The 15,661-nt window shown below is 62.8% G+C and carries 13 protein-coding genes; 8 read left to right on the top strand and 5 right to left on the bottom strand.

The annotated features are described in order from the left end of the window. Positions 1-8 precede the first annotated feature (8 nt). Together ligA and ACSBQQ_RS00195 are read left to right on the top strand one after the other, a co-directional pair. Positions 9-2,030 (top strand): NAD-dependent DNA ligase LigA, encoded by a 2,022-nt coding sequence (gene ligA / locus ACSBQQ_RS00190; RefSeq protein WP_033654989.1) that lies wholly within the window; start codon positions 9-11, stop codon positions 2,028-2,030. Continuing rightward, a complete protein-coding gene (locus tag ACSBQQ_RS00195) occupies positions 2,030-2,245 on the top strand; it encodes a DUF3820 family protein (protein WP_004936441.1) in 216 nt (71 codons plus the stop codon). The genes ligA and ACSBQQ_RS00195 overlap by 1 nt, the downstream gene beginning before the upstream one ends. A 26-nt stretch (positions 2,246-2,271) precedes the next feature. Here the strand turns inward: ACSBQQ_RS00195 and ACSBQQ_RS00200 are convergent, their stop codons facing one another. Then, on the bottom strand, positions 2,272-3,270 hold the full coding sequence (locus tag ACSBQQ_RS00200) for a bile acid:sodium symporter family protein (protein ID WP_039564848.1): 999 nt from the start codon (positions 3,268-3,270) through the stop codon (positions 2,272-2,274). A gap of 96 nt (positions 3,271-3,366) precedes the next feature. Here ACSBQQ_RS00200 and ACSBQQ_RS00205 point away from each other — a divergent pair, with 96 nt between their 5' ends. Continuing rightward, the gene (locus ACSBQQ_RS00205) at positions 3,367-4,287 is read left to right on the top strand and encodes a LysR family transcriptional regulator (RefSeq protein WP_043147791.1); all 921 of its coding nucleotides are present in this window, start codon (positions 3,367-3,369) and stop codon (positions 4,285-4,287) included. A gap of 1 nt (position 4,288) precedes the next feature. On the opposite strand, the gene ACSBQQ_RS00210 is transcribed toward ACSBQQ_RS00205, so the two are convergent. Further along, the gene (locus tag ACSBQQ_RS00210; protein ID WP_033649835.1) at positions 4,289-4,756 is read right to left on the bottom strand and encodes a FlxA-like family protein; all 468 of its coding nucleotides are present in this window, start codon (positions 4,754-4,756) and stop codon (positions 4,289-4,291) included. 52 nt (positions 4,757-4,808) lie between these two features. Next, positions 4,809-5,357, bottom strand: a complete 549-nt coding sequence (locus tag ACSBQQ_RS00215) for a nucleotidyltransferase family protein (protein ID WP_033649834.1) — start codon at positions 5,355-5,357, stop codon at positions 4,809-4,811. A 159-nt stretch (positions 5,358-5,516) separates the two neighbouring features. On the opposite strand from ACSBQQ_RS00215, the gene ACSBQQ_RS00220 reads away from it, so the two are divergent. Next, a complete protein-coding gene (locus tag ACSBQQ_RS00220; RefSeq protein ID WP_033649833.1) occupies positions 5,517-6,902 on the top strand; it encodes an ethanolamine ammonia-lyase subunit EutB in 1,386 nt (461 codons plus the stop codon). Continuing rightward, on the top strand, positions 6,899-7,690 hold the full coding sequence (gene eutC / locus ACSBQQ_RS00225; RefSeq protein ID WP_033649832.1) for an ethanolamine ammonia-lyase subunit EutC: 792 nt from the start codon (positions 6,899-6,901) through the stop codon (positions 7,688-7,690). The genes ACSBQQ_RS00220 and eutC overlap by 4 nt, the downstream gene beginning before the upstream one ends. Here the strand turns inward: eutC and ACSBQQ_RS00230 are convergent. Then, complete coding sequence (locus tag ACSBQQ_RS00230) at positions 7,669-8,571, bottom strand: LysR family transcriptional regulator (RefSeq protein ID WP_033635445.1); 903 nt, start codon at positions 8,569-8,571, stop codon at positions 7,669-7,671. The genes eutC and ACSBQQ_RS00230 overlap by 22 nt on opposite strands. Before the next feature lie 451 nt (positions 8,572-9,022). On the opposite strand from ACSBQQ_RS00230, the gene budA reads away from it, so the two are divergent. The 3 genes from budA (at position 9,023) to ACSBQQ_RS00245 (ending at position 13,249) form a co-directional block, all read left to right on the top strand. After that, entirely contained in the window at positions 9,023-9,802 is a 780-nt protein-coding gene (gene budA / locus ACSBQQ_RS00235; RefSeq protein WP_060427684.1) for an acetolactate decarboxylase, read from the top strand. A 32-nt stretch (positions 9,803-9,834) separates the two neighbouring features. Further along, a complete protein-coding gene (gene alsS / locus ACSBQQ_RS00240; protein WP_033635442.1) occupies positions 9,835-11,520 on the top strand; it encodes an acetolactate synthase AlsS in 1,686 nt (561 codons plus the stop codon). A gap of 142 nt (positions 11,521-11,662) precedes the next feature. Beyond that, the gene (locus ACSBQQ_RS00245; RefSeq protein WP_041036166.1) at positions 11,663-13,249 is read left to right on the top strand and encodes an ABC transporter substrate-binding protein; all 1,587 of its coding nucleotides are present in this window, start codon (positions 11,663-11,665) and stop codon (positions 13,247-13,249) included. 35 nt (positions 13,250-13,284) lie between these two features. Here the strand turns inward: ACSBQQ_RS00245 and ACSBQQ_RS00250 are convergent, their stop codons facing one another. Further along, positions 13,285-15,447 carry a TonB-dependent siderophore receptor gene (locus ACSBQQ_RS00250; RefSeq protein WP_060427686.1) on the bottom strand — a complete coding sequence of 721 codons (2,163 nt, stop codon included), beginning with the start codon at positions 15,445-15,447 and terminating at the stop codon, positions 13,285-13,287. Positions 15,448-15,661 lie beyond the last annotated feature (214 nt).

The following is a 15,661-nucleotide window of genomic DNA, read 5'->3' on the forward strand; positions in this document are numbered from 1 at the left end:
GGTGAGCCATGGAATCGATAATCCAACAAATCAATCAACTACGAGCCACATTGCGCCATCATGAATACCAGTATCATGTGCTGGATGCGCCGGAAGTGCCGGATGCGGAATATGACCGCCTGATGCGCGAACTGCGCGAGCTGGAGAGCGCGCATCCGGCGTTGATCACCGCCGATTCGCCGACCCAGCGCGTGGGCGCCGCGCCGCTGGCGGCGTTTGACCAGGTGCGCCACGAAGTGCCGATGCTGTCGCTGGACAACGTGTTCGACGAAGAAAGCTTCCTGGCGTTTTACAAGCGCGTGCAGGACAGGCTCAAAAGCAGCGATCCGCTGACCTTCTGCTGCGAGCTGAAGCTGGACGGCCTGGCGGTCAGCCTGCTGTACGAAGACGGTGAGCTGGTGCGCGCGGCGACGCGCGGCGACGGCACCACCGGCGAAAACATCACCTCCAACGTGCGCACCATTCGCGCCATTCCGCTGCGCCTGACCGGCGACAACATCCCGCGCCGGCTGGAAGTGCGCGGGGAAGTGTTCATGCCGCAGGCTGGTTTTGAACAGATGAACGAAGAAGCCCGGCGCAAAGACGGCAAGGTGTTCGCCAACCCGCGCAACGCCGCCGCCGGCTCGCTGCGCCAGCTCGATCCGCGCATTACCGCCAAACGCCCGCTGACCTTCTTCTGCTACGGCGTCGGCCTGCTGGAAGGCGGCGAACTGCCGCGCAGCCACTTTGAGCGCCTGATGCAGTTCAAGGCCTGGGGCCTGCCAGTCAGCGATCGCGCCCAGCGCCGCACCGGCAGCGAGGAAGTGCTGGCGTTTTATCGCCAGGTCGAGCAGGACCGCGCGCAGCTCGGTTTCGACATCGACGGCGTGGTGATCAAGATTGACGACATCGATCTGCAGGAAACGCTGGGCTTCGTGGCGCGTGCGCCGCGCTGGGCGACGGCGTTCAAATTCCCGGCGCAGGAGCAGATCACCGTAGTGCGCGAAGTGGAGTTTCAGGTTGGCCGCACCGGCGCGATTACGCCGGTGGCGCGCCTTGAGCCGGTGCTGGTGGCCGGGGTGACCGTCAGCAACGCCACCTTGCACAACGCCGATGAAATTGAGCGTTTGGGGCTGCGCATCGGCGATACGGTGATCGTGCGCCGCGCCGGCGACGTGATCCCGCAGGTGGTGGGGGTGCTGGAAGACCGCCGGCCACAGGATGCGCGCGAAGTGGTGTTCCCGCTGCACTGCCCGGTGTGCGGCTCCGACGTTGAGCGCGTGGAAGGCGAGGCGGTAGCGCGCTGCACCGGTGGTCTTATCTGCGGCGCGCAGCGCAAAGAGGCGTTGAAGCACTTCGTTTCCCGCCGCGCGCTGGACGTTGAAGGCATGGGCGACAAGATCATCGAGCAGCTGGTGGACAAAGAGTACGTGAAGAATCCGGCCGATCTGTTCCGCTTGTCCGCCGGCATTCTGACCGGCCTGGATCGCATGGGGCCGAAATCGGCGCAGAATCTGGTCAATGCGCTGGAGAAATCCAAGCAGACCACCTTCGCCCGTTTCCTGTATGCGCTGGGCATTCGCGAGGTCGGCGAAGCGACCGCCGCCAATCTGGCGGCGCATTTCGGATCGCTCGAGAAGCTGTTCGCCGCCGATATCGAGGCGCTGAAAGAGGTGCCGGACGTCGGCGAAGTGGTGGCCAAACACACCCGCAATTTCCTTGATGAAGCGCTCAATCAGCAGGTGATCAACGAGCTGGTGGGCGCCGAGATCGGCATTCACTGGCCGGCACCGGTGGTGGTGGTCGCCGAAGAGATAGACAGCCCGTTCGCCGGCAAAACCGTGGTGCTGACCGGCTCGCTGAGCCAGCTGTCGCGCGACGAGGCCAAAGATCGCCTGACGGCGCTGGGCGCCAAGGTCAGCGGCAGCGTGTCGAAGAAAACCGATTTGGTGATCGCCGGCGAAGCGGCCGGTTCCAAGCTGGCGAAGGCGCAGGAGCTGGGTATCGCCGTGATCGACGAAGCGGAGATGATCCGCCTGCTGGGTGACTGATGGAAAAGGAAAACCTGCTGGAGATCGCCAATACCGTGATGCCGTTCGGCAAGTACCAGGGGCGGGTGCTGATCGATCTGCCCGAAGAGTACCTGCTGTGGTTCGCCCGCAAGGGCGAATTCCCCAAAGGCAAGCTCGGCATGCTGATGGAGATGACGCTGGCGATTAAAATCGAAGGGCTTGACCACCTGGTCAAGCCGCTGAAGAAAAGTTGAACTGACGGGCCCCGGCCCGTCTTTTTTTACCCGCGCGACGCCTGCGCGTTGGCGTTGGGTACCGCCTGTTGCGCCCGCTGCTTGCGCTGATACCTTTTCGCCAGCACCGCACAGGTCATCAGCTGCACCTGATGGAACACCATCAGCGGCAGCACCATGATCCCCACCGTCGCCGCCGGGAACAGGATATTGGCCATCGGAATGCCGTTTGCCAGGCTTTTCTTCGAACCGCAGAACACGATGGTGATCTCGTCCGCCTTGCTGAATCCCAGCCAGCGCGCCATATAGGTGTTCACCACCAGCACGATCGTCAGCAGCACGATGCTGCCGCCGACGATAAACGCCAGCGAACCGATCCCCACCTGATGCCAGATGCCGTGTGTGACCGCCTCGCTGAAGGCGGCGTACACCACCAGCAGAATCGAGGTCTGGTCGGTTTTGCCGATCAGCGGGCGATGACGCTCGATCCAGCCGCCGATCAGCGGCCGCAGCAGGTGGCCGGCGACGAACGGCACCAGCAGCTGCAGCACGATCGAGCCCACCTGCCGCAGGCTGCCGGTATCGCCGTGCACGTTCATCAGCAGGCCGACCAGCAGCGGCGACACGAAGATCCCCAGCAGGCTGGAGGCGGAGGCGCTGCACACCGCCGCCGCCACGTTGCCGCCCGCCAGCGAGGTGAAGGCGATGGCCGACTGCACGGTGGCGGGCAGAATGCACAGGTAGATGAAACCGGCGTACAGCTCGGGGCTGACGTCGATCGGCGCCCACCAGGCGAACAGCATCCCCAGCGCCGGAAAAATGATGAAGGTGCTGAACATCACCCACAGATGCAGCCGCCAGTTATTGCTGCCGGCCAGGATGGCCTCGCGCGACAGCTTGGCGCCGTGCATGAAGAACAGCAGGGCGATGGCGGCGATGGTCAGGACGTTGAGCCAGCCGACGAACTCGCCGCGCGCCGGCAGGAAAGAAGCCAGCAGCACGGTGGCGATCAGCGTCAGGGTAAAACGATCGGGCAGGAATCTCATGGCGATACGCTCGGGTAGAAAATCGATGGGGCTATTCTCCCGCGTGAGCATATAATAATTAAATTGATTTATTTAATTTATATATGAATAAAACACATGAATTACTCACTCAAACAGCTGCGGGTGTTCGTCGCTGTCACCCGCCACGGCAGCTTCAGCCGCGCCGGCGAGGCGATCGGCCTGACGCAATCGGCGGTCAGCCACAGCGTGAAAGAGCTGGAGGCGGAGGTCGGCGTGCGCCTGCTGGATCGCACTACGCGTGAAGTGGTGTTGACCGACGCCGGCCTGCGGCTGGCCAACCGGGTCGAAAGGCTGCTGGACGAACTGCAGGCCGCGTTGCTGGATGCGCGCAGCTTTGGCGTACAGCGCAGCGGCACGGTGCGGGTGGCGACCAGCCAGACCATTTCCGCCCATCTGATGCCGCAGTGCATCGCCGCCGGCGAACGCGAATACCCGGAGATCCGCATCATGCTGCGCGATCAGGCGCAGCAGCAGGTACTGCACAGCGTGCGCAACGCCGAGGTGGATTTCGGCATCGTGGTCGATCCGGTGCAGGCGGTGGATCTGGAGTGCGAAGCGGTGCTGCATGAACCGTTCCTGCTGCTGTGCCGCGACGACCACCCGTTTGCTGCGCAGCAAGAGGTGCGTTGGTCGGCGTTAAACGGCTGCCGCCTGGTGTTGCAGGATTACGCGTCGGGCAGCCGGCCGTTGATCGACAGCGCGCTGAGGCAGCAGGGCGTCGAGGCGCAGGTGGTGCAGGAAATCGGCCATCCGGCCACGCTGTTCCCGATGGTGGCGGAAGGGATTGGCATCAGCATCTTCCCGGCGTTGGCGCTGCCGCTGCCGGAAGGGGGGCGGCTCCGGGTGCGGCGGCTGGTGCCGGAGATCAATCGCGCGCTGATGCTGGTGCGGCGTAAAAATCGCTCGCTGACGCCGGCGGCGGAGGCCATCTGGCAGGTCGCGCGTCAGCAGGCGGCGCTGCTGCACCAGCGCCGGCAGGAAAACGCGGAATATTGACTCAGATATAGACGTCCACCGCGTTGAGCGGCGTCGGGCGGTTTACGCCGTCGCCGGCTTGCGCCGCGGCTTTTTCCATTTGCTCCTGCTGCTGCTTTTCCATTTCTTCTTTCTGGATGCGCGCGATCTCGGCCTGCAGCATCTTGATCTGCGCTTCGATCAGCTGTTTCTGCTTCTCGATCTCTTTGGGATCGGCGCTGGAGTCCTTCAGCTCCACCAGCTTTTGCTGCAGAGCCTGAATCTGCCGGTTCAGCGCCTTGATGCGCGCCGAGGCGCGGCTTTCGTTGAGATTTGCCGGTTCGTCATTGCCGTTGGCGCCTTCGCTTTTCTTCGCCTTGCCGCCTTCCGGCTGGTTGTTGACCGGTTTGGCCATCAGCAATTCGCCCTGATGGCCCGGCGCGCTGAAGACGTTGCTGACGCCGGGAACGGTATTTTTGATCGGTACGATCATGGTGATGCTGGTCGACATGGATGCTCTCCCTGAGTCGGTATATCGCTGTTCAGGGTATCGGCAGCGGCGGCTAAATCTTTACCTGCCGCAGGCGCGGCCAGCGCTGCAGCCAGCCTTTGTCGAGCACGCGCTGGGCATAGGCAGCGCGATCGCCGTTTTTCACGTTGAAGGTGATGGTGTCGCCGAACAGCGCCGCGAGCCCGAAGGGAGCCACCAGCGTGAGGCTGTCGTCGGCGTTCAGGCGCGCGCCGATCGCCGTTTCCACTTCGGTCCAGAAGCTGATGGCCTCTTCGCTGTTGCGGTAAGGCGCCCGGCCGCCGCGCAGATGCATGCGCGCCTGATTCTTGACCGACCACGGCTGCGGCAGCCATTGCTGCAGCCGCGCCTCCAGCATGCGATCGCGCTCGGCGTCCGCACGCTCCGCATCGAAGTGGATCACGTCGATATCGTTGAGCGGCGTGGGCTCCACATAGCCGTGGCGCCGATCCCACACCAGATTGCGTACGAAGCCGGCGCCGAGGCACCAGTCATTCAGGCCGAGCCGGCGCACGGTGCGCAGGGCGGCCATGCGCGCGTCATCTTGTTGCAGCCAGTCGATAATTTGCCGTTGCGGATCCATCACCCCTCCTGTTTTCGCGGCTACTGTAACCCGAAGCGGCGGCGGGTGAAATGGCGGGAAGCGCGATGACGGCGATCGCAGGCAAATTAATTTTCTTCTCTCACTGACTACACTTGGTGCAGGGCTTTTATCTCGTCACTCGGGGCAAGGGAGGGGGCTATGTATCAGGCAACGGTGGGCCAACGCGGCTATCGCTTCGGCGATCTGCGTCAACTGATGGCGAAGGCTTCGCCGGCGCGTTCCGGCGATTATCTGGCGGAGGTGGCGGCGCACAGCGCCGAAGAGCGCATGGCGGCGCGCATCGCGCTGGCGGACTTGCCGCTCAAGACGTTCCTGCAGCAGGCGCTGGTGCCGTACGAACAGGACGAGGTGACGCGCCTGATTATCGACGGCCACGATGCCGCCGCCTTCGAGCCCATCTCGCACCTCACGGTCGGCGATTTTCGCGACTGGCTGTTGAGCGAGCAAGCGGACAGCGCCATGCTGGCGCAGGTGGCGGCCGGCATCACGCCGGAGATGGCGGCGGCGGTGAGCAAGATCATGCGCAATCAGGATCTGATTTTGGTGGCCAAGAAGTGCCGGGTGGTGACGCGCTTTCGCAATACGATTGGCCTGCCGGGCCACCTCAGCGTGCGGCTGCAGCCCAATCACCCGACCGACAGCCTGCAGGGCATCGCCGCCAGCATGCTGGACGGCCTGTTGTACGGCAGCGGCGACGCGGTGGTCGGCATCAATCCGGCCAGCGACAGCCTGCCGCTGCTGGAAAAGCTCAACTACATGCTGGACGACGTGATCCAGCGCTTTGCCATTCCCACCCAATCCTGCGTGCTGACCCACGTGACCAACACGCTGCGGCTGATAGAGCGCGGCGCGCCGGTGGATCTGGTGTTTCAGTCGATCGCCGGTACCGAAGCGGCCAATCGCGGCTTCGGCATTAATCTGGCGCTGCTGGCGGAGGCGCAGCAGGCGGCGCTGAGCCTCAGGCGCGGCACGCTGGGCGACAACGTGATGTATTTCGAAACCGGGCAGGGCAGCTGCCTGTCGGCCAACGCCCATCACGGCGTCGATCAGCAAACCTGCGAGGCGCGCGCCTATGCGGTGGCGCGCCATTTCTCGCCGCTGCTGATCAACACCGTGGTAGGGTTTATCGGCCCCGAATACCTGTATGACGGCAAGCAAATTATCCGCGCCGGGCTGGAGGACCACTTCTGCGGCAAGCTGCTCGGGCTGCCGCTGGGCTGCGACGTCTGCTACACCAACCATGCCGAAGCCGATCAGGACGACATGGACACGCTGCTGACGCTGTTGGCCGCCGCCGGGTTGACGTTCCTGATCGGCGTGCCGGGCGCGGACGACATCATGCTCAACTACCAAAGCACGTCGTTCCATGACGCGCTCTATATCCGCGAGCTGCTGGGGCTGAAGCACGCGCCAGAGTTCGCCGCCTGGTTGGCGGCGATGAACATCACCGACGAACGCGGGCGGCTGCGCGATGCTGCCGCCAATCATCCGCTGTTGCTGGCGCTGCAGGGAGAACGCACATGAGCAAACCGGTTCACGCCAACAGCTGGGACGCGCTGCGCGCCTTTACCGATGCGCGCATCGCGCTGGGGCGCACCGGCGCCAGCCTGCCGACTGACGAACTGCTGCGCTTCGGCCTGGCTCATGCCCAGGCGCGCGACGCGGTGCATCAGCCTTTCGACAGCGAGCGGCTGGCGGCGGATCTGCACGATGCCGGTTGGCCCACGCTGGCGGTGCACAGCCAGGCCGCCGACCGCGCCGCCTATCTGCGCCGGCCGGATCTGGGGCGGCGGTTGGCGTCGGATAGCCGCAGCCTGCTGCTCGGTTCGCCATCGCGCCGCGTCGATCTGCTGCTGATAGTGGCGGACGGCCTCTCCTCCAAGGCGGTGCACCGCCAGGCGCTGCCGCTGCTGCAGGCGCTGCGGCCCTATCTCGATACGCTGGGGCTGACCGTTGCGCCGGTGGTGCTGGCGCATCAGGCGCGGGTGGCGCTGGGGGATGAGATCGGCGAATGCCTGCAGGCCCGGGCGGTGGCGGTGCTGATCGGCGAACGGCCGGGGCTGTCGTCGCCGGACAGCCTGGGTGTCTATATGACCTGGGGGCCGAACGCGCGCAGAACGGACGCCGAGCGCAATTGCATCTCCAACGTGCGCCCCGAGGGGCTGGATTACCCGCAGGCGGCGTTCAAATTGGCCTGGCTGCTGGAGCAGGCGTTCCAGCGCCGGCTGACCGGCGTCGAACTGAAAGACGAGAGTGACAACCCGGCGCTGCGCGGCCGGGTAACGCCGCTTTACCCCCAGTTGGGCGGCTGACCGAGGGTTTGCTGCAGCAGGGCGGTGAAGGCCGCCAGCCGGGCGGACACCTTCGCCATCGGGCGCAGCAGATAGATGCCTTGCTGCTCATGGCGCGGATCTTCGAGCATCTGCACCAGTTGCCCGTGCTGCACGTCAGGCCCCACCACCCAGTTGGGCAGAAAGGCGATGCCGAGCCCGAGCAGCGCGGCCTGGCGCTGCGCGGTGAAGTCGTCGCAGCGCAGCGCCATGGTGCAGCGGTTCATCAGCGCCGCGTCGAGGATCTGCGCCCAGCAGGCCGGCTGCTGCTTGTGGTAGCGGGCGATCAGCCGATGCTGCGGCAGCGCTTCCAGATCGGCCGGCAGGCCATAGCGGGCGACGTAGGCGGGGCTGGCGCACATCACCCAGCGTTGGGTGGCGATGCGGCTGGCATACAGCGCGCTGTCCTTCTGTTCGCCGATGCGGAGGGCGGCGTCGAGCCGCTCCTGCGTCGGATCGGTCTGGCGTTCGGTCAGATCGAGGTCGACCGACAGCTGCGGGTAGCGTTCCGCCAGCGTCGGCAGCAGCGGCAGCACATAGGTTTTGCCGAAGGTTGGCAGGCAGCTGATGCGCAGCGTGCCCTGCGGCGTTTCGTTCAGCGCGCTCAGCTCGGCGCGAAGGCCGGTGATGTCCGTCATCAGCGCGGCGGCGCGCGTCAGCAGCAGCTCGCCGGCGTCGGTCAGCAGCAGGCCACGGGTGGAGCGCACGAACAGCGCGGCGCCGAGCGCGCTTTCCAGGGCATCGATGTGGCGCACCAGCGAGGAGGGCACCATGCCCAGCCGGCGCGCAGCGGCGGAAAAGCTGCCCAGGCGGGCGACGTCGAGAAAAATTGGCAGATGTTCTACATAGCGGGCGTCATTCATTTTTGCATTATATGCAAAAGCGTTTCTTATGAATACCCGCTTCTCTGCCGGCGGCGCGGCGGCTACTCTGGCTGCGGGTTGACGACGGGCTTCGGCGCCGTCCCATCCCGGCCGCATAGAGAGAAAACGCATAAACCTCGCGGCGCTTAGCACCAAATAGCAGATGTTTTTCCCAGGCCGCGTGAGCCGCCTGCGGAGTTGATTGTCGCTCCAACACCAGATTAACCGTTCAATTTGATAACCGGTTCAGTCTTAATGATTAGTAAGCCTTTACTTTATCTCATTCTGATCTGATGCCTGGTTATCGGCCGGCCAGCCGTGCCGGTTTTTTTGTCGCCTCAGGCTGAATCGTTCCAACTGATGAACGCGCCTTGGGGGGCATCTTGGCTCACCGTCGGTGGGTCTTTTGAACGCGCGGAACCGCGGTTTCGCGCTGGTGGAGGAGTCAGTCATGAACGAAAAACACGGGTGTGCCTGTGCGCGCCATTTGGCGCAGGGTTTTGCCAGGCAGTCGATCATCGCCGGTGAGGGCGAAATCTATCAAATCTCGCTGATGAGCGCGCTCATCGACGGGGTCTACGAGGGTGAAACCACCATTGCCGAGCTGCTCAAGCACGGCGATTTCGGCCTCGGCACCTTCAATCACCTGGACGGCGAACTGATCGCTTTCGACCAGGAAATACACCAGCTGCGCGCCGACGGCAGCGCCCGGCCGGCCGGCCTGCAACAGCAAACCCCCTTCGCCGTCGTCACCTTTTTCCAGCCCAGCGTCAGCCAGCAATTCGACCGGCCGATCACCAAGGCGCAGCTGCACCAGTGCATCGACGAGCAGGTCGCCTCGCCGAACCTGTTTTGCGCGGTGCGGGTCGACGGCGAGTTCAGCCACGTGGAAACCCGCACCGTGCCGCGCCAGGAGCGGCCCTACCGCCCGATGCTGGAGGCGATAGAAGAGCAGCCGACCTTCTCGTTCCATCAGCGGCGCGGCACGCTGGTTGGTTTCCGCTCGCCGGATTACATGCAGGGCATCGGCGTGGCCGGCTATCACGAACACTTCGTTACCGACGACCGCAGCGGCGGCGGCCACGTGCTGGACTACCAGCTCGATCATGGCCGTCTGCAGTTCGGCGTCATCACGCGTCTCAATCTTCAGTTACCGCATGATGCGGATTTCTTGCGCGCCAACCTCTGCCCAGAGGATTTGGATCGCGCGATTCGTTCCGCCGAGGGCTAACCCCGGCGATCGTTTTCTTAGGAGGTGGAACCATGGCACAGGAAAAAACAGGCAATGACTGGCAATGCGGCGCCGATTTGGTGGTGAAAAACCTGGAAGCGCAGGGCGTCAAACACGTTTTCGGCATTCCGGGCGCCAAGATCGACCGGGTGTTCGACTCGCTGGAGGACGCGCCATCGATTGAAACGGTGGTGGTGCGGCATGAGGCCAACGCGGCCTTTATGGCGGCGGCGGTCGGCCGCTTGACCGGCAAGGCCGGGGTGGCGCTGGTCACCTCCGGGCCGGGCAGCTCCAACCTGATCACCGGGCTGGCCACCGCCACTTCGGAAGGGGACGCGGTGGTGGCCTTCGGCGGGGCGGTGAAGCGCGCCGACAGCCTGAAACAGACGCACCAGAGCATGGATACCGTCAGCATGTTCCGGCCGGTGACCAAGTATTGCGCCGAAGTGCATGCCGGTTCGGCAATTTCCGAGGTGATCGCCAACGCCTTTCGCCGCGCCGAGTTCGGCCGGCCGGGGGCATCGTTCGTCAGCCTGCCGATGGATATCGTCAATGAACCGGTCAGCGCGCCGGTGCTGGCCGGCTGCCGCTTGCCGCGCATGGGGGCCGCCGCGGCGGACGACATTCAGGCGGCGGTGAAACTGATCCGCCAGGCCAAATGCCCGGTATTGCTGCTCGGCCTGCAGGCCAGCCGGCCGGAGAACAGCGAAGCGGTGCGCCATCTGCTGTACCGCACCCATATGCCGGTGGTCGGCACCTATCAGGCGGCGGGGGTGATTGACGTCAACCACTTCGCCCGTTTCGCCGGCCGCGTCGGCCTGTTCAACAACCAGCCGGCCGATCAGCTGTTGCAGAAGGCCGATCTGGTGGTCAGCGTCGGCTATGATCCGATCGAATACGATCCCTGCATGTGGAACAGCCACGGGCGGCTGAAACTGGTGCACATCGACGTGCTGCCGGCGGATATCGACACCTGCTATCGGCCGGACGTCGAGCTGGTGGGCAACATCAGCGCCACGCTGAACATGATGACCGAAACGTTCACTGAGGCGGTCTGCGTGCCGCCGGAGGTGGAGCTGATCCTCACCGATCTCGGCCGCCAACGCACGGAACTGGCGGAGCGCGCCGCGCGCCGCGGCGGCATGCCGATCCACCCGCTGCGCATCGTCAAGGAGCTGCAGGACATCGTCAGCGACGACGTAACCCTGTGCGTGGACATGGGCAGCTTCCATATCTGGATCGCCCGCTACCTGTACAGCTTCCGCGCCCGTCAGCTGTTGATCTCCAACGGCCAGCAAACCATGGGGGTGGCGTTGCCGTGGGCCATCGGCGCGGCGCTGGTGCGCCCTGGCGATAAAGTGGTGTCTATCTCCGGCGACGGCGGGTTCATGCAGTCGAGCATGGAGCTGGAGACCGCGGTGCGGCTGAAAAACAACATCGTGCACGTCATCTGGGTCGATAACGCCTACAACATGGTGGAGATGCAGGAAGTGAACAAATACCAGCGCAAATCCGGCGTGGAGTTTGGGCCGATCGACTTCAAAGCCTACGCGGAATCCTGCGGCGCGGTCGGTTTCGCCGTGCAGTCGGTGGACGATCTGCGGCCGATGCTGCGCAAGGCGATGGCGATCCAGGGGCCGGTGGTGGTGGCCATTCCGGTCGACTACGCCGACAACTATAAGCTGATGGCGCAGATGAACTTCAGCCAGATGATTTAATTTCATCATCCTCGCGCCGTTTCACCGGGCAGGCCGCATGCGCGCCTGCCCGTTTTTATGCGCGGAATTTGTCCTTTACATCGCTAACCGCATGATTTATTGCTAACCGTTGGGCTGTTTTTTCACCACTGGGGATAGCGCAATGAAAAGAAAAGCAATAACGATCGGGCTGCTGGCGTTGGCGATTGCCGGCGGCGCGCGGGCCAATACGCTGGTCTACTGTTCCGAAGGCTCGCCGGAAGGCTTCAACCCGCAGCTGTTCACCTCCGGCACCACGGTGGACGCCAGTTCGGCGGCGATCTACAACCGGCTGGTGGACTTCAAACCCGGCACCGTCGAGCTGCAACCCAGCCTGGCGGAAAGCTGGGAGGTGAGCGAGGACGGCAAGCGCTATACCTTCCACCTGCGCAAGGGCGTGGCATTCCAGAGCAATAAATATTTCACGCCCACCCGCGATTTCAACGCCGATGACGTCATCTTCTCGTTTATGCGGCAAAAGGACGCCAACAACCCGTATCACAAGGTCTCCAACGGCGCCTACACCAACTTCGAGTCGATGGAGTTCGGCACGCTGATCGACCGGATCGTCAAGGTGGACGACAACACCGTGCGCTTTGAGCTCTCCCGCGCCGAGGCGCCGTTCGTCGCCGATCTGGGCATGTACTTCGCCACCATTTTTTCGGCGGAATATGCCGACGCGATGCTGAAGGCCGGTACGCCGCAGCGGGTGGACAACGATCCGATCGGCACCGGGCCGTTCCAACTGGTGCAGTATCAGAAAGACGCGAAAATCCTCTACAAGGCGTTCGATCGTTACTGGGAAGGCAAACCGAAGATCGACCGGCTGGTGTTTTCGATCACGCCGGATGCGACGGTGCGTTACGCCAAGCTGCAAAAGAACGAGTGTCAGGTGATGCCGTTCCCCAATCCGGCGGATCTGGCGCGCATGCGGCAGGACGGCAACCTTCAGGTGATGGAAAAATCCGGCTTGAATATCGGCTTCCTGGCGTTCAACACCCAGAAGAAACCGTTGGATAACGTCAAGGTGCGCCAGGCGTTGGCGCTGGCGGTCAACAAGCCGGCGATCATCGAGGCGGTGTTCCACGGCGCCGGCCAGCCGGCCAAGAATCTGCTGCCGCCGACCCAGTGGGGCAGCAACGCGCAGCTTGAAGATTACCCGTATTCGCCGGAGCGGGCGAAGCAGCTGTTGCAGGAGGCCGGGCTGGGGCAGGGGTTCGACATCGATCTGTGGGCGATGCCGGTGCAGCGGCCCTACAATCCCAACGCCAAGCGCATGGCGGAGATGATCCAGGCCGACTGGGCCAAGATCGGCGTACGCGCCAAAATCGTCACCTTCGAGTGGGGCGAATATTTGCAGCGGATTAAAAACGGCGAGCATCAGACCGCGCTGATGGGCTGGACCACCGCCAACGGCGATCCGGACAACTTCTTCGGGCCGCTGTTCACCTGCGCTTCGCTCGGCGGTTCGAACTCGGCGAAATGGTGCTATAAACCGTTCGACCAGCTGATCCTGCAGGCGCGCGAAGAGAACGATCACGCCAAGCGGGTGGCGATGTACCAGCAGGCGCAGGTGATGATGCACGATCAGATGCCGGCGCTGATGATCGCGCACTCGACCATCTTCGAACCGGTGCGCAAGGAAGTGAAAGGCTACGAGATTGACCCGTTCGGCAAACACATCTTCAAGCAGGTGTCGCTGGAGAAATAAAGCAGGGCGCCGCGGCAATGCGGCGCCCAAAGGTTTTACCAGCTGTAGCTGACCGTGGCGGTGACGGTGCGGCCGCTGCCGTAGAAACAGGCGTCCACGCCGCCGCAGGACGAAACGTAATGCTTGTCGGTCAGGTTGTTGACGTTAACCTGCAGCGCGGCGCCTGCCAGGCTCGGAGCCACTTCTGCCAATTCGTAGCGCGCCATCCAGTCATACAGCGTAAAGGCCGGCACTTTGTAGGTGTTGGTCGCATCGCCTTGGCTGGCGCCGTTGTAGCGTACCCCAGCGCCGGTGGAGAAGCCTTTCAGCGGCCCTTGCAGGAAGCTGTAGGTTCCCCAGGCGGAGGCGGCGTGCGTCGGCACCATCACCAGCGTCTTGCCGCGCTGATTGTCGACATAGGTTTCTTTGGTAACGATGTCGGTATAGGTGTAGGCCGCCATGAGCGCGATGGCCGGGGTGAGCTGTGAATGCACTTCGGCTTCCAGCCCCTTGGAGCGCACTTTGCCGATCTGCTCCTTGTATTTGGTTACCGGGTTGGTGGAGCTGACGTTTTTCTGCGTCAGATCGAACAACGCCAGCGTCAGCAGCGTGTTGCTGTTCTTCGGCTGGAATTTCACGCCGATTTCGGTTTGTTCACCGGTGGTGGGCTTGAACGGATCGGTGCCCGGCGCGCCGGTATCGAGGTTGGGTTCAAACGATGTGCTGTAGCTGATGTACGGGGCAATGCCGTTGTCAAAGGCGTACAGCAGGCCGCTGCGGCCAGTCAGCTTGGTGTCGTTTTGCTGACTGTCGCTGGATCTCAACATGTCCTGAGTGCGCAGCTCGGTCCAGTCGTTGCGCAGCGACAACAACAAATTCCAACCGCCGTAGCTCATCTGATCCTGCAGATAAACGCCGAGTTGGTCCAGCACCTTGCGGTTATCGGTGACCTTCGGCAATGCGCTTTCGTTGACCGGCATGCCGTAAACCGGCCGAGTCCAGTCGAGGAAATAGCCCGCGCTGTCGCCGCGCCAGTTTTGGGTATTGACCTTGCTCCACTTGTAGTCAAGGCCGGTCAACACGCTGTGCTCGACGTCGCCGGTGCTGAATTGCGCTTTCAGTTGGTTATCCAACCCCAGCTCATGGGATTTGACGATATCTTTTTGCGGACGGCGCTGCAGCAGCGTGCTGTTTTTGGCTTGCGACATGAACACCAGATATTTGTAACGTTCATCCACCGTGGTGTAACGCATGTTCTGCTGGAAAGAGAAAACGTCGTTAATATAGTGCTCGAAGATATAGCCGAACGAGGTTTGTTCGCGGCGAGCCTGATTGAAACCGGGATCGCTGACGTTGAAATCATACGGCAGATAGCCGGCGCTGCTTTTGATCGCCACGCCGGAGGTCGGCAGGAAGTTGCGGTAGCCGTTCTCCGGTTCCTTTTGATAGCTGGTCAACAGGGTGAACGTCGTGTCTTCATTGGCGATATAGGTCAGCGCCGGTGCGATGGCGAAGCGTTTTTCCTTGTGATCTTTGATGCCGGTCTCTTTGGTGCCGGCGATGCCGTTAAGGCGATACAGCAGTTTGGCATCTTCGTCCAATGCGCCGCCGAAGTCGAAAGCGGCCTCTCCTTGATGCAGGTTGCCCGCGCTCAATTGCAGTTTGCGAATAGCCTGGGCGACGGGCCGCTTGCTGGTCATCGCCACCAGCCCACCCGGGTTGGCCTGGCCGTACAGCACAGAAGCCGGGCCGCGCACCACCTCAACGCGTTCAAGCAGCCAGGGGTCGATCTGGCCGCTTTGATAGCTCAGGCCGTCCAGATATTTTGGGGCGTAACGAAAGCCGCGTACGATCACTTCGTCGCTGCGGTTAGAGGTGCCGCGGTATTCCGCCACGACGCCGCTGGAGTATCGCAGCGCCTGAGCGACGGAAGCCGCATCCTGCTGATCCATTTGATCGCGCGTGACGACGGTGATGGCCTGCGGCGTTTTTACCAACGGCGCGGCGCTTTTGGTTCCCGCCGCGCTTTCTTTGGCGACGATGCCCTGCAGCGGCGCGGTGACGTTTTCCTGTGCGCCGGCGACGACGGTGATATCACGCTCAACGTTGTCGGTTCCGGCCTGTACGCCCGGCGCCAGCAGCATGGCTGAGGTCAGCAAGAGCTTGGCGGCTGGGTGACGCAGAGGTTGATTGGCGGTATTTTGGGGGTGTTCTGACATTTTTCATCCCTTAAAAAACAATTTTATATCAAGCTATTGCTGTCTTTTTTCATTTGGCGCCGCCGAGAAGGGCTGCGCAGTTCCTTGCCATAAATGAACGGTGGACGAATCGCTTACCGTTTTGCAGAGCCACGCTTCGAAGTGGCCTTGTTGACCTCAGGCGCGTTGATTTATAATTGGTTACATTTTATTGAAAATACAAATGATTCTCAAT

Source organism: Serratia sp. G204Y (genome assembly GCF_051172435.1).
Classification (GTDB): Bacteria; Pseudomonadota; Gammaproteobacteria; order Enterobacterales; family Enterobacteriaceae; genus Serratia; species Serratia sarumanii.

Coding starts and splice junctions, on each gene's coding strand:
- ligA (WP_033654989.1), top strand. CDS start 9: ATGGAATCGATAATCCAACAAATCAATCAACTACGAGCCACATTGCGC.
- ACSBQQ_RS00195 (WP_004936441.1), top strand. CDS start 2,030: ATGGAAAAGGAAAACCTGCTGGAGATCGCCAATACCGTGATGCCGTTC.
- ACSBQQ_RS00200 (WP_039564848.1), bottom strand. CDS start 3,270: ATGAGATTCCTGCCCGATCGTTTTACCCTGACGCTGATCGCCACCGTG.
- ACSBQQ_RS00205 (WP_043147791.1), top strand. CDS start 3,367: ATGAATTACTCACTCAAACAGCTGCGGGTGTTCGTCGCTGTCACCCGC.
- ACSBQQ_RS00210 (WP_033649835.1), bottom strand. CDS start 4,756: ATGTCGACCAGCATCACCATGATCGTACCGATCAAAAATACCGTTCCC.
- ACSBQQ_RS00215 (WP_033649834.1), bottom strand. CDS start 5,357: ATGGATCCGCAACGGCAAATTATCGACTGGCTGCAACAAGATGACGCG.
- ACSBQQ_RS00220 (WP_033649833.1), top strand. CDS start 5,517: ATGTATCAGGCAACGGTGGGCCAACGCGGCTATCGCTTCGGCGATCTG.
- eutC (WP_033649832.1), top strand. CDS start 6,899: ATGAGCAAACCGGTTCACGCCAACAGCTGGGACGCGCTGCGCGCCTTT.
- ACSBQQ_RS00230 (WP_033635445.1), bottom strand. CDS start 8,571: ATGAATGACGCCCGCTATGTAGAACATCTGCCAATTTTTCTCGACGTC.
- budA (WP_060427684.1), top strand. CDS start 9,023: ATGAACGAAAAACACGGGTGTGCCTGTGCGCGCCATTTGGCGCAGGGT.
- alsS (WP_033635442.1), top strand. CDS start 9,835: ATGGCACAGGAAAAAACAGGCAATGACTGGCAATGCGGCGCCGATTTG.
- ACSBQQ_RS00245 (WP_041036166.1), top strand. CDS start 11,663: ATGAAAAGAAAAGCAATAACGATCGGGCTGCTGGCGTTGGCGATTGCC.
- ACSBQQ_RS00250 (WP_060427686.1), bottom strand. CDS start 15,447: ATGTCAGAACACCCCCAAAATACCGCCAATCAACCTCTGCGTCACCCA.